Here is a 22,336-nt window from a genome sequence, read left to right on the forward strand (position 1 = left end):
AAAATCTCTCTCGCAGATTCTCTTGTCACCCTGAGCGAAGTCGAAGGAATGCAAGAAGCTCGACAATCTAAATTCCATACTTTGAGCGGGCTTCGACTTCGCTCAGCCTGACAATAATGATAAACTTAACACCTCAGGATCTTAGCAACTTTGAATCTTATGAAAAAGATATTTTCTTGCTAGCCCTGACAGGAGCGGCATCCTTTTTCCTGCTCCTTTAGCAGGGAAAAGATATAGCGGATGGCAGGAATTTCACGTCTTGAAAAACCCGCAAACATTCTGCTTCTAAAAACAAATCATAAAAAATAAAAAACCTTAGCACCTCAGCATCTTAGAAACTTAGCATCTAAAAAAAGCCCCAATCGTAAGATTGAGGCTTTTTGTATAGTTTAAAAAAAATTATTTTTTCTTTCCTTTTGCAGGAGCTTTTGCAGCTTTTGCAGCCTCTTGAGCAGCTTTCATAGCAGCACGAGAGATTCTCACTTGACAAACAACTGTGTTGTCTGGGTGCATAATTTTGTACTCTGGTTTTCCAACTTTAGTAACGTATAATTTGTTACCCATTTCAAGTGGAGTGATGTCAGCTTCAACAAAATCAGGAAGATTTGCTGGTAAAGCTTTAACTTTTAATTTACGTTGGTTTAAACGTAAAACACCTCCCGCAAGAACACCTTTAGATGTACCAACGATTTTCACAGGAACTTCCATTGTGATTTCTTTATCATCAAATAATTGGAAGAAGTCAATGTGTAAAATTTTGTCAGTTACTGGGTGAACTTGGATATCTTGCAAAATTGCATTGAATGATTTTCCTTTTCCAAGCTCAATCACAACTGTGTGTGCATTTGGAGTGTAAACCAAGTTTTTGAACGCTGCAGCGTCTGCTGAGAAGTGTACTGCTTGATTTCCTCCGTATAACACGCAAGGAACCGCTCCAGCATTACGTAAGGCTTTAGTTGACACTTTGCCCACGCTTTCTCTTTCTGATCCTTTAATTGTAATCGATTTCATTGTAAAAAAAATATAGTTATTAATATAAATATTCAATTTTGTTGCCAGCTTTAAGCACTAGGCTTTAAGCTTTTTTGTAATTGCGATAGCTTATAGCCTATTGCTTTTACATAATAAATTTTCCACTGATGGAATTGTTGTGGTGAACCATCTGCATAACCTCAGCAAATAGAGGCGCACAGCTTACCACTTTTATCTTTTTTGACTCTTTCTTTAACGGAATAGAATCTGTTACGATTAACTCAGTTAATTTTGAGTTTTCGATTTTTTCGTATGCTCCACCAGATAAAATAGCGTGCGTACAAATTGCTCTTACACTTAGCGCTCCTTTTTCGATCATTAGGTCTGCCGCTTTCGCTAAAGTTCCTCCTGTATCGATCATATCGTCTACTAAGATTACGTTACGTCCTTTTACTTCACCAATAAGCTCCATAGTGTCGATAACGTTGGCTGCTTTTCTTTGTTTGTAACAGATTACTACATCTGATTCTAAAAACTTAGAGTAAGCATATGCTCTTTTTGAACCTCCCATATCTGGAGATGCAATTGTTAGATTTTCTAATTTTAAACTTTCTACGTATGGTAAAAAGATGGTAGATGCAAATAAATGATCTACTGGTTTTTCGAAGAATCCTTGAATCTGGTCTGCGTGCAAATCCATAGTCATGATTCTTGTTGCTCCTGCAGCTGTTAGTAGATTTGCTACTAATTTAGCTCCAATTGGAACTCTTGGTTTGTCTTTTCTATCTTGTCTTGCCCAACCAAAATAAGGCATAACAGCTGTAATATGTCTTGCTGATGCACGTTTTGCCGCATCAATCATTAACAACAATTCCATCAGATTATCTGCACTTGGAAAAGTTGAACATACGATGAATACTCGTAAACCTCTTATTGATTCTTCGTAAGATGGCTGAAATTCTCCATCACTATACGTTGACATCGTTACTTTTCCTAACGGAATCCCGTAATCTTTTGCAATTTTTTCTGCAAGATAAACACTTTGTGAACAAGCAAAAATTTTAGCTTCTGGTTCTAGGTGCGACATTGTAATTTGTTGTTTTATCCCGTTACTTTTAAAAAAATTCAGCTTTATATTTCAATAAAGCGGAATGCGTATAAATGTCTCGGATGTAGTTAGTTGTGTGTGCTTCGTTTTAACGAGCTGCAAATTTATAAAATTTATTGAACACTGAAAGCAAAAATTTAAGTATTTTTAGTAGTTCGTTTAAAATTATTTTTTACATTTGCACCGTGTTAAAGGAATGACGTCATTTATGACTTCATTCTATTGCGTTAAAATAATTGATTTATCATTTATTTTTTCGTCTGCTAAGCCCGGATGGCGGAATTGGTAGACGCGCTGGTCTCAAACACCTGTGGGAAACCGTGCCGGTTCGACTCCGGCTCCGGGTACATAAAAACCTCTTCTTAACGGAAGAGGTTTTTTTAGTTAAATCAACTTCTAACTTACCATATTTAATCCTTTGGCTTGTGAATATGAGGTTTTAAAATTGGATGTTTTGGTTGATTTGGCGGCGTAACTCGTCTTCTTTCGTCTGGCGTCCCATCTGGCGTTTTAGGTTTTGGACCTGGTTTAATTGCTTCAATTGTTTCCATAATTGATTTTTTAAGTTTAAAAATATTTTTCATGAGACTATCTCTAATCCACAAATAACATTAACATTTACCTTAAAATATTACGGAAAACCATAGTCTTTTATATTTTTAAAACCTCACAACTCCCCTTATGCAAAACAGGAAAATTGCAAGAATTAGCAATAAAACACAATTGATTTGCTTTATGATGCAAGTCTAAAGCCAATTCTATTTGGTCTGGATTTGAGATTTTCACTTTCGGATATAATCTTGCCTCAACAAAACGACCGCTACCATCTGGATTTACTTCTAGAGTTGCTTCGGCATTGTCTGAATACTCCAGAACTTCTATTCCGTTTTGCGAGCAGACATATAAATATGACATCATGTGGCAGGAAACCAAACTGCTCAATAACAAATCTTCGGGATTATATAATGATGGATCGCCTTTGAAGACTTTTGCTGCCGAGACGTCCAAAATTGGTTTTCTTTCAATTTTTATTTGATGGGTTTTGCTGTAGAATCTTTTACCTGTATCTTCTTGATTTTGTTTGGAAGTCCAGTTTAGTTGTGTTTTGAATAAATGTTTGAAGACCATAATACTTCAATTTTTTGAACTTCTAATAATTGAATTTCTAACAAATATAAAAATATTAACAACAGCTTATCTAAACGAAGGTCTTGTACCAATAATTGGCTTTTTGACTTCTGGTTCATTATAAATTTCTCTTACCAAATCATTGTAACTGTTTAAAAAATTCTCATCATTCCTAGTATCAATATGAATAAACTGTTGCATAAAAGTTGGAATACTTTCTTCTGACGATCCATGTCGCAATATTGGAATTATTTTTTCATTTGAAGTTTGATTCTTATACAGTTCAACATTCATTATAGAATACTCATAACCCACACCTCCTGCTCTTTTATCAGCTTTTAGTTTATAATTTGGCGTAAAAATTATCAATACTCGATCTGCTTTATTCAAATTATCTTCCACAAAATGAGGCAAATTAGTTCCTGGTTTTAAATAGTACCTATCTAATATAACATCAATTCCATCTGCACAAAGTTTATCTGCCAAATCAAGAACCCATTTCTTATGCTCTTCATTATCCCAAGAATATGAAATAAAAACAATTGGTTTTCTAGAATCAGAACTTGATTCGTGTATTGGTTTCGATATAGGCTTTCTATCTTCTATAATATTTTCAATTTGTAAAACCTTATCTTCTGAAAATGGCTTCACTATTTCCAATATTCTATTAATAACTTTAACTCTAACATCATCACTTAAACCAAGTAAAATATCATAATAAAAAATTTTCCTGCTTGTACTTTTGCCTTCAACATTTCTTTGATTTATAAATTGAGCGTAGTCTGGGAAATATGGCTCATATTGTCTTACTGTATCTATAAATCTTGGACCTGAAAAATATGTTGCAGGATCTCCTTGATTATTAATCAATTCAAAAAGTCTATTATAAATTTCTATCCAATTCATAGGTAATTTGCTTGTTTTTTTAAGTTTAAATCCTTCTTCCTTAACTTTCAAAAAATTATACTCAGAAATTATTTTTTTACAAATTTCTTCATTTGGAAGTAATGTTGCGTAACCATACGCTTCTTTCAGTTTTTTTCTTTTAACGATTTCAACAATTAATATTTTATAATTTTCATCGGTTAGTTTGTAAAAACCTCCATGATGCAATAAAACAAAGTTTTCTAAATATTGTATTATTTCTGATCTTGAATGGTCGTATTCTTGTGTTTTCCTCAAAAATTCAGTTTCAAAAGTTCTAGCTGCAAAGCCTAGGAGAGCGTCATTATTAATTTGCTTTTTATATTTATACAAAATATCTAGTATCTCTTTCCAATTTTCCTTTGCTAAATATTGATATAATTCTTCTTGACTTATCATAAATGTTTTTTCTCAAATTCGCCTCTAACTTGCTTTTCTATGACCAAATTTCTGTTCAGCCAATAATAGCACAATTACAACATAAATTATTTCAACAAATTTAATAAAGAATTTATCCCCTTTGTCAAATTCAATATACTTTAAAATACAACCAAAAAACCTCGAAAGCTAAACAATTTCGAGGTTTTTTAGAGAATTACTAAACTGTTCAATAATAAATCTTCTGGATCACATAATATTATCTTTTTAATCTTTATTCCATTGATGCTGATGATAACTACACATGCTCCCTTCTAAAAATAAAACTTCGCTCAAAGGTATTAAGTCATCACAAACACTACATCTTATATCATTATATCTATCAAAAATTTTTTGCAAATGATACGATTGTTTTTCACTTAAACCTTCCGTTCCTTCATCTCTTACTTTTTTAGCTATACCTATTTCTATACTGCTTTCTAATTCATCTCGATCTATTAGTTCGCTAATTAAATCTGCAAATTCAGAATTATAAAACTCTCCTTCCATCTGCTCTCTCATCAATTGATTACTTTTGTAAATTGGAAATTCCATAGTTTAAAATTTTAGAATACAGAGTTACAAAAAATAGAGGATAAAAGAAAATTTTCCACACAACATTTTCACATTAAGCAAATAGATTTAAAAGATTATTAATTCTTTTACTGAAGTTTTTAATCAAAAACAAAAAACCTCGAAAGCAAAACACTTTCGAGGTTTTTCAGAGAATTAGAACTAACTAAACAAATTCTAAAGATTATTTTTGAACAGAAAACTTAAAAGTAGTTTTAGTTTTATAATTTTCTCCCGGGTTTAAAACCGTTGTTGGGAAATTTTTCTGGTTTGGAGAATCTGGATAATGTTCTGTTTCTAGACATAATCCTGTTCTGTGTGCAAAAGTTCCTCCGTTTGGCATTGGCAAGGTTCCGTCAAGGAAGTTTCCAGAGTAGAACTGAATTCCAGGCTCGTCTGTTGTCATTTCCATAATCCTTCCGCTTGCTGCGTGGTATACTTTTGCAATGATTGTTTTTCCTTTTTCAGGGTTGTTCAATACCCAGCAATGGTCGTAGCCTTTTCCTTTTTCTAATTGATCATTTTTAGCATTGATATCTTTTCCAATTAATTTCGGAGTTCTGAAATCGAAAGGTGTACCAGCAACATCTTCTAATTTTCCTGTCGGAATCAAATCTGCATCAACTGGAACTAATTTATCAGCATTTAAAGTCAATTCATGATCCAAGATTGTTTTGGTAAAATCTCCTGACAAATTGAAGTATGAATGTTGTGTCAAATTAACAACCGTTTTTTTGTCTGTTGTAGCTTCATACAAAACTTCCAACTGATTATCATTTGTCAAAGTATAAGTCACAAAAACCTTTAAGTTTCCTGGATAACCTTCTTCCATATCTTTACTTAAGTACGATAATTTTAAAGAAGCTGTTTGACCAGATTTAACCTCATCTGCTTTCCAAACGACATTAAAAAATCCTTGCGGACCTCCGTGTAAAGCATTTGGAGCATTGTTTAAAGCCAATTGATATTCTTTTCCATCTAATGAAAATTTACCTTTTGCAATTCGGTTTCCGTATCTTCCGATCAAAGCTCCAAAGAATGGATTTTCTTTTTCGTATTGCGCTAAAGAACTAAAACCGATTACTACATTTTCAGAAACACCTGCTTTATTAGGCACTTTTAAATCTGTAATTCTTCCACCAAAAGTGATGATGTCCACTTCCATCCCGTTTTGGTTTTTCAATTTATAGCTTTCTACTTTTTCTCCTTTAGCAGTAGTTCCATATTCCGATTTGTCAATTGTAACTAAAGCTTTTGCATCGGCTTCCGTTTTTTCTGTATCAGCTTTTTTATCGCCTTTACACTGAACTGAAACTATAGCAATACCAAGCATGCTTAATATGAAAAGAGAGCGTTTTAATACATTCATAAATGATAATTTTGGGTTTGTAAAAAAGTTAAATGTTAGATGTAAATTGTTAGATGTGAAATTTAATCATTTTAAAAATGTAAAAATTACCTTTTTAAGTTTTTTCACATTTTACATCTTACAAATTACATTTTACCACCTTACAGGCCGTGTTGAAACAAATGGAAATACGCTTCGTTAGCATTGATTTTATCTTTAAACTCTCTTACAGTTGTTTTCTCATCAATTACCAATAATTCGATTCCAGCAATGTCTGCGAAATCTTCCATATATTCTGTTGTAATCGATTGGCTGTAAACCGTGTGGTGCGCTCCTCCAGCTAAAATCCAAGCTGTTGCTGCAACTTCTAAATTTGGTTTACAATCCCATAAAACTCTCGCAACAGGAAGTTTTGGTAATTCTGCCATTGGTTTTACAGCTTCTACTTCGTTCACGATTAAACGGAAACGAGTTCCCATATCCACCAAAGAAACATTGATTGCGTCTCCTGCAGGCGAATTAAACACCAAACGAGCCGGATCTTCTTTTCCTCCAATTCCTAATGGATGCACTTCGCAAGAAGGCTTTCCGTCAGCGATTGATGGACAAATCTCTAACATGTGAGAACCTAAAACGTATGATTTTTGTGGTGTGAAATGGTAGGTATAATCTTCCATGAAAGAAGTTCCACCTTCTAAACCAATACACATTACTTTTAAAGCTCTAACCATTGCAGCTGTTTTCCAGTCTCCTTCTCCACCAAAACCATAACCATCGGCCATTAATCTTTGTGTTGCGATTCCTGGCAATTGTTTCCAAACTCCAAGGTTTTCAAATGTATCTGTAAAAGCACCGAATCCTCCTTCTTCAAGGAAAGCTCTTAATCCTAATTCGATTTTTGCCGCTTCAACCAAAGAACTTCTTTGTGCTCCGCCTTCTTTTAAAGAATCCGTTAAGTTGTATGATTGCTCGTAAACGGCTAATAAATCATTTAATTCTTTGTCTGTTACTTTCTCGATATGTTTTGTGACGTCTGAAGAATCATATCCGTTTACAGACATTCCAAAACGAATTTGAGCTTCAACCTTATCACCCTCTGTTACAGCAACTTCACGCATATTATCTCCAATACGAGCAACTTTTAAGTTTTGAAGTTCATCCCATCCAAGAACTACTCTTGACCAGATTCCTAATTGTTTTTGAACTCTTTGATCTTCCCAGTGACCAACGACAACTTTACGTTTTTTACGTAATCTAGACATGATAAAACCGAATTCACGATCTCCGTGAGCCGATTGGTTCAAGTTCATGAAATCCATGTCGATGCTTCCCCACGGAATTTCAGCATTGTATTGTGTATGCAAGTGGCATAATGGTTTTTTAAGGATATTTAATCCGCCAATCCACATTTTTGCTGGAGAAAAAGTATGCATCCAAGCAATAATTCCGATACAGTTTTTAGCCGAGTTTGCTGCCAAACATACATCCAAAATCTGCGAAGGCGATTTCACCACATCTTTGTAAACCACTTTTACTGGAATTGAAGATGAAGCATCTAATCCTTTTGCAATAATCTGTGAATGTTCTGCTACTTTTCTAAGTGTTTCTTCACCGTATAATTCCTGGCTTCCTACTACAAACCATACTTCTTTTTGAGAAATGTCTATCATTTTGTTATTTTTTGTTTCAAGTTTCAGGTTTCAGGTTATTGGAATCTGAAAAGCTTGAATTGTTATTTTATTGTTTTGTTTTTGTTTGTTTCAGGTTTCACGTTCCAACAACTTGAAACTTGAAACAAAGAAAACCTGAAACAAAATATTTACTGTCCGTAATACGAATCTTTTCCGTGTTTACGGTTGTAATGTTTCTTTATTAATGAGTCTTTTAATCTTGGCGCGTTTGGGTTTATTTGTAAAGTCAAGTATGCCATTTCTGCCACGACTTCTAAGACTTTACTATTATAAACCGCTTTTGCTGCATTTTTTCCCCATGCAAACGGACCGTGATTTCCAATCAAAATCATTTCTACTTCTTCATAAGAAAGATTCTTTTCTTTGAAGCAATCTAGAATCTGAATTCCGGTATTGTGTTCATAGTTTCCTTCAATTAAATGATCTGCCATCGGGGGTGCACACGGAATATCAGCCGTTAAATGATCGGCATGCGTTGTTCCGAAAATCGGAATATCTTGTTGCGATTGTGCCCAAGCCACAGAATAAGTAGCGTGTGTATGAGCCACTCCGCCAATATTTGGCCAATGTTTGTATAAATAAGCATGCGTTTTTGTGTCAGATGACGGACGCATTGTACCTTCAATAACATTATTATCAAAATCGACAATTACGATATCTTCAGGTTTTAAATCTTCATAAGGAACACCGCTTGGCTTAATGGCAAAAACACCATTTTTTCTATCCACGGCACTTACATTTCCAAAAGTGTATACCACCAAATTCAATGCATTTAACTGCATGTTGGCTTCGTAACATTCTTGTTTTAAATCTTTATATTGAGAGCTCATGTTGCGATATTTTAAGGTTTGGATCTGCAAAAGCACTTAATTTTTCGTATCCCAAAAGCAGTTTATGATATGCTTCAACTTTATCTGTCTGAGGGAAATATTCTCCGTCAAAATCACTTCCGATTTTCTGGCTTGCTTCGATTACATTTGGGTAAATTCCAGCTGCAACCGCTGCGTAAATTGCCGCTCCTAAAGCTGGTGTTTGGTCTGAAGCTGCAATTTTAATTGGCTTATTTAAAACGTTAGCCAAAGTCTGCATGATGAAAGGAGATTTTCTAGCAACACCGCCAATTCCGATTACGCTGTCGATTTTTACACCTTCTTCTTCAAAACGATCTACAATTTTCTTCGCTCCAAAACAGATTGCGTTTACTAAAGCTTTAAAAATATGAGGCGCTTTTGTTCCTAATGATAAATTTGAAATCGCACTTTTTAATTCCTGATTGGCATCTGGAGTTCTACGTCCGTTAATCCAGTCTAAAGCAATTGGAAGACTTTCTGAAACCGGAATTTTGGCTGCTTCTTTTGTTAATTCTACAATTAATTTATCGCTGAATTCTTCTCTTAACTGCTCTTTTTGAGCATCATTTAAAAGTGACGAAGAACCTAGTAAATGTTCTGTCGGCCAAAGCAATAATTCCTTATACCAAGCCAATAAATCTCCAAAAGCAGATTGTCCCGCTTCTAAACCAATAAATCCTGGAATAACTGAACCATCAACTTGTCCGCAGATACCGCGAACGGTTTTTGTTCCCACCTCATCATAAGAACCCACTAGGATATCACAAGTTGAAGTTCCCATAACACGAACCAAAGTATTCTCTTCGATTTTAGCTCCAACTGCACCAGAATGTGCGTCGAATGTTCCAACAGCGATAACTGTTTCTGTCGAAAGTCCTAAACGCTCTGCCCATTCTTGGCTTAGATTTCCAGCAACTAAATCTGATGTATAAGTTTCATCATATAAATTACCTCGAAGCTGCGCTAAATACGGATGTAATTTTTCTAAGAATTCAACTGGCGGTAATCCGTTCCAGTCTGCATGCCACATGGCTTTATGACCTGCTGCGCAACGGCTTCTTTTGAACGTTTTTAAATCTTTATCTTCAATTAACAAATACGTCATTAAATCGCAATGCTCCATCCAAGTGTGTGCTGCATTTCGAACCGCTTCGTCTTGTCTTGCGATATGGAGGATTTTTGCCCAAAACCATTCAGAAGAATAAATTCCTCCAACATATTTTGTAACATCTTCTCCGCCCCAGCTAACTGCCAGTTCATTGATTTCGTTTGCTTCATTTATCGAAGTATGATCTTTCCATAAAACCATCATCGCATTTGGATTTTCTTCAAAACCTTTTGTCAAAGCTAATGGCGTTCCGTCTTTTGTAACTGGCACTGGAGACGATCCAGTTGTATCAATACAAATTCCTTTTACTAACGAAGGATCTACTTTACTTTCTTTTACAACGTTTTGAATCGTAATTTCTAATCCTTCGATATGATCCAAAGGATGCTGACGAAATTGGTTTATAGAAGCGTCACAATATTGTTTGTTTTTCCATCTTTTGTAATGAGAAACATTCGATGCTAGCTCCTGCCCATTTTCTGTATCAATTAGCACCGCGCGAACAGAATCTGTTCCGTAGTCCAATCCTATTACATAATTTTTCATTCGTATTTTATTTTTAAAATATTGACAAATATAATTATAAATAATTTATAAGTGTATAAAAAACACTTAACAAAATTCTGTTCTTTAATTTTTACAAAAAATGCATCAAAACAAAGATTTAAGCTCAAAACAAAAAATAAATGTCAATGTTACATTTATAATCTTGCGATTATTTCATCTTAATTTTCAAAACAGTCAAAGAATAAGCTGGAAAATCATACTGAACTTTACTTCCACTTATCTAAAACTGACTTTCTTTTGGACTAATTTTGGTTGGTGCTGCGAATGAATTTTCGTCATTACCATTTGGCTTTTTTAGTTAAATTCGAATATTGGTCTACCACTTTCATCAAATTTTAATTTCATCATTCTTGCATGACGATTAGGATCATATAGCGGATCTGCAATAATTTCTTTCAACGGCCTTTTATCTGTCGAAGGCACCACTTTCGGATCGCCAACAGCTTTTTCGTAATCTCTTGCATGATAAATTACTAATGGTTCTCCGTTTTCATCCACCGTGAATGAGTTATGCCCTGGTCCATAAATCTTTTTTGCTTCATTGGTTTTTAATACTGGATATCTAGATTTTTTCCAAGAATTTCTATCTAGTAAATCAGCGTTTTCATCTGCTTCCATCATTCCCATACTGTAACAAGAACCAGTAGCACTTGCCGAAAAAGTAATGTAAATTTTTCCTTTGTTTTTAATCACCGCAGGACCTTCATTTACCCAAAAACCTACGCGTTCCCAATCATAATCTGGAGTTGTTAGCATGAATTGAACTGTTTTTAGTTTTACGGGCGATTCCATTTCGGCTAAATACAAATTGGAAGCGGCAAACTGTCCGCCTGTTTTTTCTGCCCAACAGAAATAGCGTTTGTTTTTATGCTCAAATACAGTCCCGTCCAGAGAAAAATCGGTAAAGCTTTTTGGATCTGCATCCGCTGCCTGCATTTGTCCAAGTTCAATCCACTTGTCATGTAAAGGATCCTGGCCTGTACACTCCAAAACATAAGGTCTTAATTTCCAAATATCTTCTTCTTCGCTTGCTGCAAAATACACGTACCATTTTCCATCTAAATAATGAATTTCAGGAGCCCACACGTGACGGCTCATTGGTCCGCTTTTATGTTTTTCCCATACTCTAAAGGTTTCAGCATTTTGAAGCTCAGCAATAGACTTTGCACGTCTTAACTCTATAGCGTCGTAGGTTGGTACCGATCCTGTAAAATAATAATACCCATCTGTATGCTTGTAGATAAAAGGATCTGCTCTTTGCAACACAATAGGTTTGTTAGTTAAGGTTGTTTTTGTATTAGTCACTTCTTTAGACAGTTCTTTTTCTGCTTTTTTATCTGTACAAGAAGAAACACTTACAAAAACAATGGCCGAAAGTGCCCAATTTTTTAATAGGTTTGTTTGCATGTTATACTGGTTTGTTTGAATTTAATTTATTTGGGAGGAATTCAGTCTTTAAAATCAATCCACACTTTCATTTTCCCAACTCCGCGATTTGACCAAGAATAATAGGGAATGGCTTTGAATTTTGAATTTTCGATTACATTTACACCTTGCAATAAGTTCGCTTCTTTTCTTACTTTGAAAGTATCTGAAGCCGAAATATTGATCTTGTCAAAATTGGTTTTGTTGTCCATTTCTTCCACTGCATATACCAGCGGACCGTATTCCAAAGAAACTTTATTTTTATTCGTTTCTACCTTTGAATTGGTTTCTACTTCTTGAACTTCCATCGGGAAATTGAGAGCGATTTTGTCTCCTTTTTTCCAGTTTCTTGTTACATTGAAATAGCCATTTTCAGGCTGAATTGCTACTATTTCTCCATTTATAGTAATCGTTGGTTTTTGAATTGAAGCTTTCTTATATGTATACAAATCTCCTGGCAAAACTTCATTTCTTGCCCAACCTGGAACGCGAAGTTTTATAGTGAATTGACTTTCTTTTTTAGGATTAACTGAAATTCCGACTTTTCCGTTCCAAGGATAAGAAGTCTGTTGCGAAATCTGTAAATCGGTTTTTCCTAATGCGAAAGAAGCGTCATTTGAAGCATATAAATTCACATACAAATCGTTCTTAGTTTTCGAATAAATCAATCCCGGAATTGAAGGAATAAAACGAATTAAATTCGTCGGACAGCAAGAGCAATCAAACCAAGCCTGACGTGTGCAAGAACCTCTGTTTGATTTGTAAACACCGTCTGCTTCTAAGGCATTTGGATAGAAAAATTGTTTTCCGTCAAGCGAAATACCCGAAATTAATCCGTTGTACATTGTTCTTTCTATGACATCAAAATATTGTGATTTCCCGTATAAATTATGCAATCTATGATTCCAATATACATCGCCAATTGCAGCACAAGTTTCGTTGTAAGCCGTTAGATTTGGCAATTCGTAGTTTGCTCCAAAAGCTTCGCCGTCATGTCTCGATCCGATTCCGCCTGTGATGTACATTTTTTTATTGATCATATTTTCCCATAAACTATTTACAGCATTTTCGTAGGCTTTATCTTTGGTCATGGCTACAATATCTGTCATTCCCGCATACATGTAAACAGCGCGAACGGCATGTCCAACTGCTTCTTTTTGCTGCACAACAGGCATATGATCCTGAGCATATTCTCCGTATAATTTATGATTGTCTGGATTCCCGCGATTATCCAAATAGTATTTGGCCAATTTCAGATACTCTTCTTTTCCTGTAATCTGATACAATTTTATTAAACCCGTTTCTACAATCTGATGCCCTGGAACCCCTTTTACCTGACCCGGATTATCGCCAAAAGTTCTTACCAGCATATCGGCTGCTTTTATGGCAATATCTAGAAAATTGGTTTTTCCTGTGGCTTCATAATGCACGATTGCCGCTTCGATTAAATGTCCTGGATTGTATAATTCATGGCTGATTTGCAAAGATTCCCATCGTTTTCCCTCAATTACAGGAACCCAAGGTGCCGGCGGTTTTGCAGGGTTTATCGTTCTCCAAGTGGTAATATATCCGTCTGGTTCCTGACCAATTTTTACAATGGCAATCATCGAATCAAGAACTCTCTCCAATTTCGGATTCGGAGCACTTATTAAAGTATTAGATGCGCCTTCAATGATTTTGTAAACATCGGTATCATCGAAAGGCATATCGCCTCGCACTTTTCCAGTTTTTTGTTTTCCAGCAATTAAAAAGTTTTCAAAACGACCTTCTTCATCACATTTCTTAATCGCATATTCGATTGTTACTTCTTGGACTCTTTTGATAATTGGAAGCCAAAAAGAATCTGTCAGTTTTACATTTTGAATGTTAATCGGTTCGATTTCATAACCTGCTTTTAAGGCCGATGTTTTATTTTGCACCACATTGTTTTTGGTTTCCTTACAAGAAGCCAAAACAAGTAATAACATCAAAATCGTTAAAATTGGTAAGTTATATTTCTTCATTGTATTTGTATTCTATTTTAAAACAGGCCAGAAATCGGCATCCCATTTAATTTCTCTAACCACTAATCTTGGTGTTCCGTTGGTTTTCTTTTCGTAACCGTGATAAAACATATAATCTTTTCCATCAAAAGTATAAGCACTGTTATGGCCTACGCCAAAGTAATTTTCATCGCCTTGAACTACTAAACTTCCTCCACCTTGATCGAGTTGTTTTCCTTCTTTATCCAAATAAGGTCCTGCTACATTTTTTGATCTTCCAACAACCACTTTGTAAGTGCTTTTTTCTCCGCGACAGCACAAATCCCAAGAAAGAAATTGATAATAGTATCCGTTTTTCTTAAAGATAAAAGGAGCTTCAAGTGCGCCATCTCCCGGGTCTGAATCTGTTAATTCGAAAGATCTTTTGCGTTTTGCAATCGTATGCCATTCTTGAGGTTGTGCAATTGATTTTAAATCGGGATTTAGTTTGACCAATTTCAATCCTTCCCAAAAAGAACCAAAAGAAAGCCAAGGCGTATTGTTTTCATCAAAAACCAAATTCGGATCAATGGCATTCCACATATCTCTGTTTGGTTGTGATTTAATGACAATTCCCTGATCGACCCATTTGTAATTTTTATCTTTTGGATCTAAAGTTGTATTCGTCGCAACGCCAATCGCCGATGTATTTTTGGCGAAAGCCGAAACTGAATAATACAGATAATAGGTATTGTTGTGAAATGAAATATCTGGCGCCCAAATATGATTTTTAAAATCGGCCGCAACGCCATCTGCCCAAACTGGTTTTTCTGTGAAAACTTGTGGTTCTTTGTTCCATTTTTTTAAATCTTTAGAACTAAAAACACTTATTCCGTTGCCTGTACAATACAAATAATAAATGCCTTTTTGCTTGATAACAACAGGATCGTGCACAACAATTTCTTGAGCCATAATCACCGAAGTTGTCAGCATCAAAAAAATTGAAATTGTATATTTTATGTTTTTGTAAACCATATAAGTGATTTAAGTAAGTTTAAGTTTTGGCTAAATGAGAACTGCTTTAGATAATATAAGTCAAACTGCAACTGAACACTGAACACTTATTACTGTATTCCTTCAGACGTCATCACGACACGTTTCATTGTTCCGTCTTTGTTATAAAATAATTTATCTACACAAACAGATCTTCTAAAACTTCCTCCATGTGGTTTTGATGCTCCGTTATGATAAATGAAATACGATTGTCCTTTAAAGTCAATTATAGATTGATGATTGGTGTTACTGTTTCCTGCTAATTCATTCAAAATTCCTTTAAACTCCCAAGGCCCTGTAATTGATTTGCTCATGGCGTAGGCAATTTTTTCGGGAAACTCATATGCGTATGACAAATAGTACCAGCCGTTATGTTTATGAATCCATGGTGCTTCAGTGAAATTTGGTAATTTTATGTGATGAATTTCTCCGTCTATTTCCGTCATATTTTCTTTTAATTTAGCATAATGACAAGCTGTATTTCCCCAAAACAGATACGCTTGTCCGTCAGTATCAATAAAAACCGTCGGATCGATATCGTCCCAGCTTATGTCGCTAAACTTGGTCATATCGTTGGTGATTAGTGCTTTTCCCAATGCATCTTTAAAAGGTCCAAGCGGATTATCTGCAACCGCAACTCCAATCGATTTTCCTGGAACAGTTCCATGTTCAACCGTTACGTACCAATAAAATTTTCCATTTCTTTCTATTACCTGCGAAGCCCATGCATCACTTTTTGCCCATTTAAAATCGGTTACTTTCAATGGCACAGGATGTGATTCCCATTTTTTCATATCAGAAGAAGAATACACTAGCCATTCATTCATTTTATAAAAATTAAAATCGTTTGGCGCTTCATCATGACCTGCATACAAATACACTTTGTCTTTGTAAACCAATGCTGCGGGATCTCCTGTATATTTATCTGTAATAATGGGGTTGTTGAATTTTACCGATTGTGCTGTTCCCACAATCGATAAAAGCAAAACAGAAAGGTTTATAAATAGGTTTTTCATTTGTTACTTTTTTTTGCCACGAATCCACGAATTTTTACAAATTATAATTTGAGAAATTTGCGGTTATTTTTATTCAAGCAGATTTCACAGATTTTTTAATCATTTTAATTCGTGAATTGCTTCGCCTATTCGCTATCGCTCGGGTTGTGGCTATTTTTCTCTCGCAGATTGAGCAGTTTTTTTAATCTTTTTAATCCTTTAATCTGTGGCCATTCTTTAATGTTTGGAATTTGGAATTTAAAAAATTGGAATTTTCTAGTTTACTTTTTTACCCCAAACTGCTAATCCCGCACTATTGATTCCAGTGTAACTTAAAGTCACTTTTCTGGTTGCCGATTCCCAATCCCAAGCATCAATTACATTGCATTTCACTCCGTTTATGGTAGCGATTTTTTTTGCAGGATCGTAAGACCAAGTTCCTGTTATATCACCACTTACTTTTTTATCGGCCGTTAAATAAATCGTAACCGCTTTCTGCATCGTTTTGTATTGATAATTCATGGTGATTTGTTCCCAAGTTCCTACCAGATTTCCTTCTGCAAAAGTTGTTGTTGGTACTCCAGCATAGCGTTCTGGTTCTATTACAGGCCAGCCGTCTTCTGTCCATTGAATTCCGTGCACATGTCCCATCATGACTGCATTTGAGACATTAATTCCAGCAACTCCTTCTGGCAAACGTGCCTGCGAAGCATAAAACCATTGTTTTGTTTCTGGGTTTTGAAAAACAGCGCAGTGCGCAAATCCAACCCAACCTGTATGATTTTTAAACTGATACGGATGTGTTACCAACGGAAAACATTCTGCACCGTTTGTAATACTCATTCCTGTATTGGTTACATAAGGCCCCAAAATATTTTTAGAACGAGCTACACGTGTGTTATAGGCAACCGATAATTCGTCATAAGCCAAAAACAAATAATAATATTGCGTCTCTGGATTGTAGATAATTTCTGGTCCTTCAAGTGCTTGCCATCGATTTGAATTTACATTTCCTCGACCCGCGATTCGAACCCCGTAATCGTCGATTGTTTTTAATTTATCTGGTTTTCCTGTTGTCGGATTTAGTTTTAAAGCTGCAATTCCTGAATGCCAAGAACCGTAAATTAAATATTGTTCGCCTTCTGGGGTTTCAATAAAACTCGGATCAATGGCATTGAATTTAAAATAAGCATCCCAATCGTTTCCTCCGTTTCTCACATAACTTTTTACACCGTCAGGTTCTGAGCAGACTACCATTCCTTTGTCAACCCAATTATTAGAAGCCAAATCTGTTGTTTCAGCCAAACCAATAAAAGCACGTTCTGTCCAAGAAGTATTGGTGTCTGTTCCTGTAATGGGATTGGTTACTACAATGCTGTAATACATTCTAAAAACATTACCTACTTTTCGAACGCATGGCGCCCAAAATCCATAATTTGGATTTTCTATCGGAGGAAGAGCTGGACTCATTCTGGCTCTTTTATTATTTAAAGAATCTTTTACCCAAGCTGGAGCCTGAGCCATTGAAGATCCCATAAATTCCCAATTGATTAAATCTTTGGATCTTCTGTAGAAAAAATGTCCGTTACCCTCATGTGCATTTCCGTACGAAGCATCTGTTTGGTACATATAATAATATTCTCCCGATTTTTCAACTGACGGATCATGTACATTTGCCAGATTCCATTGTGATCTAGTGTTCCAGCTTGCAAATGCCGTATAATTGTCTGCATAAGTTGGTCCTGCAAACGTTGGCGTAACCACTGGCGGTACGACAGGATCTGGCCCACCAACTTCAGGTGCCGCAGGATCATCTTTGGAACAGCTTGCCATTAGAATTGCTGCCGCAAAAAATCCGATGGAAGAAATGGTTTTTAAAATGAAGTTTTGCTTTTTCATCTGCTTCTATTTTATTTTCCTTCTAAAACAACAACTGAGAAAGGAGGAATAGTGATTTCAAGTTTTCCTTTTTTGTTTTCGAAACCTTTAAAAGCTGTTGGAACAATTTTATTTGGGTTTTCAAATGAATTATAATCTTGTAATTTAGCCGATGTTATAACCGCTCCTGTGAAGTTTTTCACACCTAAATCTTTTACATCAATTTCGATTTTGTTTTTGTTTTTTGCATCCACATTAACTAATGAAATATGAACTGCGCCATTTTTGTCTTTTGATGCCGATGCTGAAACTGCTGGAAGGATTTCTCCATTAAAAGTATAATTTGGTGAAGTAAAACTTACTGGCAATAACTTCGCATCTTGATGCACGCTGTACATTTTCATTACATGATAGGTTGGCGTTACAATCATTTTAGCTTTGTCTGTAAGGATTACAGCTTGTAAAACGTTAACGCATTGTGCTAGGTTTGCCATACGAACGCGATCTGCATGGTTATTGAAAATGTTAAGAGTTGCTCCAGCTAAAACCGCATCACGCATGGTATTTTGCTGATACAAAAATCCTGGATTGGTTCCTTTTTCTACTTCATACCAGCCTCCCCATTCGTCAACAATCATGGCTACTTTTTTCTCAGGATCGTACTTGTCCATAATAGCAGAATGTTTCGTAACTAATTCTTCCATTTTTAAAGCCGATTGCATCGTTTTAAAATAGCCTTCTTCTGTAAAATTTCTGTCATCTCCTTTTTTACCCCAGTCAATTACAGCATAATGATGAACTCCAACTCCGCCTAACATATTTAGCGGAATTCCTTTCATTAAAACTTCTGTCCAATTGTAATCTGCACTATTTGATCCAGATGCAATTCTGGTGATTCCTCCCGTATTTTCCCAGTCAGACATGAAAGTCGCATATTTACGGTATTCTCCTGCATAATATTCTGCTGTCATATTTCCTCCACATCCCCAAGCTTCATTTCCAATTCCCCAATACTTGACTTTCCAAGGTTCTTTTCTTCCATTTTTAGCACGTAAATCACTCATCGGACTTTTACCGCTGAAGTTCGTATACTGAACCCAGTCTGCTAATTCCTGAACCGTTCCGCTTCCTACATTTCCAGATAAATAAGGTTCAGCACCTAAAAGTTCACACATATTCAAGAAATCATGTGTTCCAAAACTGTTATCTTCAGTAACTCCGCCCCACCATTTGTTTACAATAGTTGGTCTTTGTTCTTGTGGCCCGATTCCATCTTTCCAATGGTAAGTATCAGCGAAACAGCCTCCTGGCCATCTTAAATTTGGAATTTTTAAATCTTTTAAAGCCGCAATAATATCATTTCTTACTCCTTTTGTATTTGGAATTTTCGAAGTATCTCCCACAAAAAATCCTCCGTAAATACAACGCCCTAAATGCTCTGCAAAATGACCGTAGATGTTTTTGTCAATTGTGGGCGCATCGGCCGTATTTTTAATGGTGATTGTGGTCTGCGCAAAATTCAGCTGACTGCAAAACGAAATAAGAAATGTGATTAAAAGTGCTTTTTTCATAGTGGTTTTTATTGTAGAGGAAAGCCCGAAAACTTTCCTCTGAATTTTAATTTTTTAATAAGAAAGTGTCGGCCATCCTGATGACCAAGTAAAGTATACAATTTCGAGTTTTGGATTTCCGCTGTCGGCTCCGTCATAATAATGAACCGCTCCCTTTTGCGTTCCTGTAATTCTAGACAAATGACCTGGACCGATATAATTTCCTTGTGAAGCCAGAACGGTTGTTCCGCCGCCGCTTTTTAGAGATACTCCGTTTTTATCCACAAAAGGCCCAAACGGACTTGTAGAACGCCCAACTACAATATAGTAGGTGCTGTTAACTCCATTGCAGCAAGTTCCTCGGTTTACAAATAAGTAATAATAGCTTCCTTCTTTAATTAAACAAGGAGCCTCCCAAGATGCGCTGTTTCCGCCAGCAACAATGGTTTTGCTTCCTGTTGTTTTTCCTGTTGAAGGATTAATTTGAATTACACCAATACCTGCATGCCATGAACCGTAAGCCATATAGACATTGCTTCCATCTACTAAAATTGACGGATCGATTGCATTAACATCTGATGCTGATGAAGAAGAAACAACAACTCCTCTGTCTGTCCATGTTGTTCCCGCGCTTTGCGAAATGGCTGGTGTTGTTACCAATCCAATTGCTGATGTTGCCGAACCAAATGTCGAGCATGAATAATACATATTCCATCTGTTATTGAACCAAGCAACGTCTGGTGCCCAAAACGTTTTAACGAATCCTGGAACGTATCCTGTAATCCAACTTGGTGTTGATGAAAACACCGATGTTCCCCATGACCAGCTTGTTAGATTTGTTGAATAGGTAACTGGTATATTATCTCCTGTTGTAAAAACATAATAATTAACACCACTTTTTACAATCGTACTTGGATCATGTGATGGCACATTTCCGCTGACTGTTTTGGCTGTTAAATTGGTAACCTTTGAATCCTCTGCATTTACAATTGCTGTTGTTTCTTCTTGTGTTGGGACAATATCTTCATTCTGACAACTCCCAAATAATATCGCTAATAAAACCAAACTTGTAATTGTTTTCATTATTCTAATTTTAGTTACTGTTAAAAATTACTTCTCTTGTATTCCAAATTCTAAGGCATAATATTATAGTCTCAGTTTTCATTTACAGTATCCAGTGAGACTGTGACTGAAAACCGAGACTGAAAACTTAATAACTGTCGTTTTGAACAGTTCCCGGGTTATTATCCATTTCTAATTGTGGAATTGGGAAATATTCTCTTCCTGCTGTATAAGAATTAAACTCAGCATCTCTTGCTTTTAACCAAGCTAATTTAGCAGGATCTTGAAGCCATCCCCAACGGCGGATATCGTCAAAACGGTGTCCTTCTAGAGGAAATTCTAAAAATCTTTCGTGACCAATCTGCTCTCTCATTTGCGCTTGAGACAATCCTGGTTTTGCAGTGGCTAAATCAGGAAGATTTACTCTATCTCTTACCATCTGAATGTAAGTATAAGCTCCTTGAGTATCGCCCGTTTCATTCAAACATTCGGCATACATTAAAAGAACATCAGCATATCTTAATAAACGCTCATTGATTCCGGAACGCCAATCGTATTCGTCTGCAAATTGTCCGTCAGAGTTTTGGTATTTTCTGCAGAATAAATCATTTAAATCGGCTGGACTTGAAGCATAGAATGTGGCAAAATCTTTTCCGTACAATTGCATTCCGCCTGGTTTATTGTAGAAAATAGTAGCATCTAGACGAGGATCATCTTGTCCTGTTTTTGTTTTTTCTTCTTTAAATTCATTAAACAATGCCCAAGTTGGCTGAACATCTGTCCATCCAAAAGCACGAGGTGCATAGGTAATAGCTCTTGCAGATGTTTTTCCCCATCCAGAAGCAGGAGCACCTCCCCAACCTAAATCGACACCTCCGGCATCACGGCTAAATTGCACTTCAAAAAGAGATTCTGAATTGTTTTCGTTTGCTGTTGTGAAGTTATCACGGTAATTTGCGACCAAAGAATAAACTCCTAAATCTATTACTTGCTTGAAAGTTGTTTTAGCATTTGTAAAATCTTTTGTAAACAAATAGGCTTTTCCTAAATATCCTAACGCTGCACCTTTAGTTGCACGTCCTTTTTGTCCTCCATCTAATCCTGAAAGGCCAACATAAGAATTTGGAAGTAATTCTGCTGCCGCTTTAAAGTCTGCAATAACTTGTACCCAGCCTTCGTCTTGTGTTTTTTGAGGATAATAAACTGCTAATTCTGTTGGAAGAGGCACATTCTTAAACATGTTTACTGCATGAAAAAAGTACAATCCTCTTAAGAAATAAGCTTGTCCTATAATTCTGTTTTTTAAAGCTTCGTCTTCAAATTCAATTCCGGGTACATTTGTCAATACTTGATTGGCACGGTAAATACCTTGATAATAGGTTTCGTAAGCCCACCCATAAATAGCTGCATCTGCAACATTTGAATTAAAGTGCCCCACATTATACATTGATGCCCAAGGGCTGTTTGTACGAGAATCATCTGCTTTTGCATCTAATAATAATGGTGTACTTCTCATGTAAGTTCCGTCTGTTAGTAAACTTCCATAAGCAGCATTTACACCTTGCAATGCATCTTCATCTGTTTTCCAAAAATTATCGACTGAATCATTATTTGGATCTAGTTGAGTCAAATCTTCGTTATCCACACAGCTTGTGGTTACCAAGGCTAGTGAAAGGAAAACGGTTATATAGCTAAAAAATTTAGATTTCATTTTAATACGTTTTA

At 35.8% G+C, this 22,336-nt stretch carries 18 protein-coding genes and 1 tRNA gene; 1 reads left to right on the forward strand and 18 read right to left on the reverse strand.

The genetic code is table 11. The features are described from left to right. Window positions 1-399: 399 nt before the first annotated feature. On the reverse strand, window positions 400-1,011 hold the full coding sequence (locus NCC77_RS04595; RefSeq protein ID WP_026727205.1) for a 50S ribosomal protein L25/general stress protein Ctc: 612 nt from the start codon (window positions 1,009-1,011) through the stop codon (window positions 400-402). A gap of 106 nt (window positions 1,012-1,117) precedes the next feature. Then, complete coding sequence (locus tag NCC77_RS04600) at window positions 1,118-2,059, reverse strand: ribose-phosphate pyrophosphokinase (protein WP_177211423.1); 942 nt, start codon at window positions 2,057-2,059, stop codon at window positions 1,118-1,120. A 288-nt stretch (window positions 2,060-2,347) separates the two neighbouring features. Between NCC77_RS04600 and NCC77_RS04605 the strand changes: the two genes are divergently transcribed. After that, window positions 2,348-2,427, forward strand: a tRNA-Leu gene (locus tag NCC77_RS04605). 63 nt (window positions 2,428-2,490) lie between these two features. Here NCC77_RS04605 and NCC77_RS04610 read toward each other — a convergent pair. The 16 genes from NCC77_RS04610 to NCC77_RS04685 form a co-directional block, all read right to left on the reverse strand. Then, a complete protein-coding gene (locus NCC77_RS04610; protein ID WP_250834541.1) occupies window positions 2,491-2,631 on the reverse strand; it encodes a hypothetical protein in 141 nt (46 codons plus the stop codon). Between the two features lie 100 nt (window positions 2,632-2,731). Beyond that, window positions 2,732-3,208, reverse strand: a complete 477-nt coding sequence (locus NCC77_RS04615) for an OsmC family protein (RefSeq protein WP_250834542.1) — start codon at window positions 3,206-3,208, stop codon at window positions 2,732-2,734. 66 nt (window positions 3,209-3,274) lie between these two features. After that, window positions 3,275-4,531: a toll/interleukin-1 receptor domain-containing protein gene (locus tag NCC77_RS04620; protein ID WP_250834543.1), complete on the reverse strand. Its 1,257-nt coding sequence runs from the start codon at window positions 4,529-4,531 to the stop codon at window positions 3,275-3,277. Window positions 4,532-4,777: 246 nt separating this feature from the next. Continuing rightward, window positions 4,778-5,104, reverse strand: coding sequence for a hypothetical protein (locus tag NCC77_RS04625; RefSeq protein ID WP_250834544.1), 327 nt, complete (start codon window positions 5,102-5,104; stop codon window positions 4,778-4,780). A 202-nt stretch (window positions 5,105-5,306) separates the two neighbouring features. After that, complete coding sequence (locus NCC77_RS04630) at window positions 5,307-6,491, reverse strand: aldose epimerase family protein (RefSeq protein ID WP_250834545.1); 1,185 nt, start codon at window positions 6,489-6,491, stop codon at window positions 5,307-5,309. Window positions 6,492-6,631: 140 nt separating this feature from the next. After that, window positions 6,632-8,140: an L-arabinose isomerase gene (araA, locus tag NCC77_RS04635; RefSeq protein WP_250834546.1), complete on the reverse strand. Its 1,509-nt coding sequence runs from the start codon at window positions 8,138-8,140 to the stop codon at window positions 6,632-6,634. Window positions 8,141-8,289: 149 nt separating this feature from the next. Next, window positions 8,290-8,991 (reverse strand): L-ribulose-5-phosphate 4-epimerase, encoded by a 702-nt coding sequence (locus NCC77_RS04640; RefSeq protein WP_095930674.1) that lies wholly within the window; start codon window positions 8,989-8,991, stop codon window positions 8,290-8,292. Next, complete coding sequence (locus NCC77_RS04645; protein ID WP_250834547.1) at window positions 8,975-10,666, reverse strand: ribulokinase; 1,692 nt, start codon at window positions 10,664-10,666, stop codon at window positions 8,975-8,977. The genes NCC77_RS04640 and NCC77_RS04645 overlap by 17 nt, the downstream gene beginning before the upstream one ends. Window positions 10,667-10,981: 315 nt before the next feature. After that, window positions 10,982-12,094, reverse strand: a complete 1,113-nt coding sequence (locus NCC77_RS04650; protein ID WP_250834548.1) for a glycoside hydrolase family 43 protein — start codon at window positions 12,092-12,094, stop codon at window positions 10,982-10,984. Between the two features lie 41 nt (window positions 12,095-12,135). Further along, window positions 12,136-14,115: a glycoside hydrolase family 127 protein gene (locus NCC77_RS04655; RefSeq protein WP_250834549.1), complete on the reverse strand. Its 1,980-nt coding sequence runs from the start codon at window positions 14,113-14,115 to the stop codon at window positions 12,136-12,138. A 12-nt stretch (window positions 14,116-14,127) separates the two neighbouring features. Next, window positions 14,128-15,108 carry an arabinan endo-1,5-alpha-L-arabinosidase gene (locus tag NCC77_RS04660; RefSeq protein WP_250834550.1) on the reverse strand — a complete coding sequence of 327 codons (981 nt, stop codon included), beginning with the start codon at window positions 15,106-15,108 and terminating at the stop codon, window positions 14,128-14,130. Between the two features lie 89 nt (window positions 15,109-15,197). Continuing rightward, a complete protein-coding gene (locus NCC77_RS04665) occupies window positions 15,198-16,142 on the reverse strand; it encodes a glycoside hydrolase family 43 protein (protein ID WP_250834551.1) in 945 nt (314 codons plus the stop codon). A 255-nt stretch (window positions 16,143-16,397) separates the two neighbouring features. After that, complete coding sequence (locus NCC77_RS04670; protein WP_250834552.1) at window positions 16,398-18,020, reverse strand: arabinan endo-1,5-alpha-L-arabinosidase; 1,623 nt, start codon at window positions 18,018-18,020, stop codon at window positions 16,398-16,400. Between the two features lie 11 nt (window positions 18,021-18,031). Beyond that, window positions 18,032-19,570 carry an alpha-N-arabinofuranosidase gene (locus NCC77_RS04675; RefSeq protein ID WP_250834553.1) on the reverse strand — a complete coding sequence of 513 codons (1,539 nt, stop codon included), beginning with the start codon at window positions 19,568-19,570 and terminating at the stop codon, window positions 18,032-18,034. 54 nt (window positions 19,571-19,624) lie between these two features. Beyond that, a complete protein-coding gene (locus NCC77_RS04680) occupies window positions 19,625-20,632 on the reverse strand; it encodes an arabinan endo-1,5-alpha-L-arabinosidase (RefSeq protein WP_250834554.1) in 1,008 nt (335 codons plus the stop codon). 127 nt (window positions 20,633-20,759) lie between these two features. Next, window positions 20,760-22,322: a RagB/SusD family nutrient uptake outer membrane protein gene (locus tag NCC77_RS04685; protein WP_250834555.1), complete on the reverse strand. Its 1,563-nt coding sequence runs from the start codon at window positions 22,320-22,322 to the stop codon at window positions 20,760-20,762. Window positions 22,323-22,336: the final 14 nt, after the last annotated feature.

Source organism: Flavobacterium tyrosinilyticum (assembly GCF_023656565.1).
GTDB classification, from domain to species: Bacteria; Bacteroidota; Bacteroidia; order Flavobacteriales; family Flavobacteriaceae; genus Flavobacterium; species Flavobacterium tyrosinilyticum.

Coding starts and splice junctions, on each gene's coding strand:
- NCC77_RS04595 (WP_026727205.1), bottom strand. CDS start 1,011: ATGAAATCGATTACAATTAAAGGATCAGAAAGAGAAAGCGTGGGCAAA.
- NCC77_RS04600 (WP_177211423.1), bottom strand. CDS start 2,059: ATGTCGCACCTAGAACCAGAAGCTAAAATTTTTGCTTGTTCACAAAGT.
- NCC77_RS04610 (WP_250834541.1), bottom strand. CDS start 2,631: ATGGAAACAATTGAAGCAATTAAACCAGGTCCAAAACCTAAAACGCCA.
- NCC77_RS04615 (WP_250834542.1), bottom strand. CDS start 3,208: ATGGTCTTCAAACATTTATTCAAAACACAACTAAACTGGACTTCCAAA.
- NCC77_RS04620 (WP_250834543.1), bottom strand. CDS start 4,531: ATGATAAGTCAAGAAGAATTATATCAATATTTAGCAAAGGAAAATTGG.
- NCC77_RS04625 (WP_250834544.1), bottom strand. CDS start 5,104: ATGGAATTTCCAATTTACAAAAGTAATCAATTGATGAGAGAGCAGATG.
- NCC77_RS04630 (WP_250834545.1), bottom strand. CDS start 6,491: ATGAATGTATTAAAACGCTCTCTTTTCATATTAAGCATGCTTGGTATT.
- araA (WP_250834546.1), bottom strand. CDS start 8,140: ATGATAGACATTTCTCAAAAAGAAGTATGGTTTGTAGTAGGAAGCCAG.
- NCC77_RS04640 (WP_095930674.1), bottom strand. CDS start 8,991: ATGAGCTCTCAATATAAAGATTTAAAACAAGAATGTTACGAAGCCAAC.
- NCC77_RS04645 (WP_250834547.1), bottom strand. CDS start 10,666: ATGAAAAATTATGTAATAGGATTGGACTACGGAACAGATTCTGTTCGC.
- NCC77_RS04650 (WP_250834548.1), bottom strand. CDS start 12,094: ATGCAAACAAACCTATTAAAAAATTGGGCACTTTCGGCCATTGTTTTT.
- NCC77_RS04655 (WP_250834549.1), bottom strand. CDS start 14,115: ATGAAGAAATATAACTTACCAATTTTAACGATTTTGATGTTATTACTT.
- NCC77_RS04660 (WP_250834550.1), bottom strand. CDS start 15,108: ATGGTTTACAAAAACATAAAATATACAATTTCAATTTTTTTGATGCTG.
- NCC77_RS04665 (WP_250834551.1), bottom strand. CDS start 16,142: ATGAAAAACCTATTTATAAACCTTTCTGTTTTGCTTTTATCGATTGTG.
- NCC77_RS04670 (WP_250834552.1), bottom strand. CDS start 18,020: ATGAAAAAGCAAAACTTCATTTTAAAAACCATTTCTTCCATCGGATTT.
- NCC77_RS04675 (WP_250834553.1), bottom strand. CDS start 19,570: ATGAAAAAAGCACTTTTAATCACATTTCTTATTTCGTTTTGCAGTCAG.
- NCC77_RS04680 (WP_250834554.1), bottom strand. CDS start 20,632: ATGAAAACAATTACAAGTTTGGTTTTATTAGCGATATTATTTGGGAGT.
- NCC77_RS04685 (WP_250834555.1), bottom strand. CDS start 22,322: ATGAAATCTAAATTTTTTAGCTATATAACCGTTTTCCTTTCACTAGCC.